This window comes from Psychrobacter sp. 1U2, from assembly GCF_051847575.1.
In genome coordinates this window covers 1-1481 of the sequence record NZ_JBPYDC010000188.1, presented here as the reverse complement: position 1 = coordinate 1481, position 1481 = coordinate 1, and the positions used below count along the sequence as shown (strand labels likewise).

The following is a 1481-nucleotide window of genomic DNA, read 5'->3' as shown; positions in this document are numbered from 1 at the left end:
GAATTATGAGTTATGAATTTCGTTTAGGCGTAGATGCTGGTGGTACTTTTACAGATTTTGTGTTGGCTGAAAACGGGGGTGATATACATCTATTTAAGGCCCCCTCTACCCCAGAGGACGGTACTAAAGCGATTGCTAACGGGCTGCAACAGATTTCCGAAAAATTCAATCGCCCAATTACCGAGATCATCCAAGCCTGCGACTTATGTATTAATGGTACCACCGTTGCCCTAAATGCTCTGATTCAAATGAAAGGGGTAAAAGTAGGACTACTCTGTACGGAAGGTCATGAAGACAGCATTGAGATTCGTCTGGGCCATAAAGAAGAAGGCCACCGCTACGATGCAAGCTACCCGCCAGCACCGCAAATAGCGCCGCGGGATTTGCGCTTCCCTATTCGCGGTCGAATACTTGCCGATGGGACAGAGCGTGAAGAGCTCAATGAAGACGATATTTTAGCAGCCATAGAAGAGCTAAAACGCCAAAACGTTAAAAGCGTGGCCATCTCTTTTGTATGGTCAATACGCGATACCAAACATGAGCAACGAGCAAAAGAGCTGATACAGCAGCATATGCCAGATGTATTTGTGTGCTGCGGTAGTGAGGTCTATCCGCAGATTAAAGAATATACGCGTACCTCAACGACCCTAGTTAATGCCTATCTCAGTCCGATTATGTCATCTTACGTATATAAGATAGATGATTACTTCAAACAACTTGGCGCTGATCAACCAGTACGTTACTTCCAATCTAATGGCGGGCTTGCATTGGGTGAAGTCATGAAAGAGCGTGCGGTTAACGCGATCAACTCAGGGCCTGCCTCTGCCCCGCAAGCGGGATTGTATATCGCTGAACCTTTCGGTATTAATAACGTAATTACTGTCGATATGGGTGGTACCTCGTTCGATATTACACTAGCAAAAGATGGCAAAACCAGTCTAAATCGCGATATTGACTTTTTGCGCAATCGCATTGGTGTACCTATGATTCATGTCGAAACCCTAGGTGCTGGCGGTGGCTCTATTGGTCATATCAATAACTTTGGCATGTTAGAGGTCGGACCACAAAGTGCAGGCGCGACCCCAGGACCTGCGTGTTATGGTAAAGGTGGCACACTACCGACGGTCACCGATGCAAACTTAGTATTGGGATATTTGCAGTCTGGTGCCGTACTAGGCGGGATTGTCACTTTAGATGAAGATAAAGCAAAGGCTGCTATCGATGAGCATATTGCCAAGCCTTTAGATATCGATTTACCTCATGCAGCTTATGGTATTAGTACGATTGTCAATCAAAACATGGCCAATGGTATTCGCCGTATTACTATCGAAAAAGGCTATGACCCTCGCGACTTCGCTTTAGTTTGTGCTGGCGGTGCTGCGGGTATGCATATTATCTCACTAGCAGAGGAGATGGGTATCAATACAATACTTGTACCTAAGTCAGCCTCTTGCCTATGCGCTTTTGGACAAATCATCTCT

1 protein-coding gene is annotated in these 1481 nt (G+C 45.8%); it reads left to right on the top strand.

Annotated features, from left to right (window positions below):
* Nucleotides 1-1481, top strand: a 1481-nt coding sequence (locus ACS8FD_RS14340; protein WP_439276354.1) for a hydantoinase/oxoprolinase family protein, incomplete at both ends; no start/stop codon positions are given.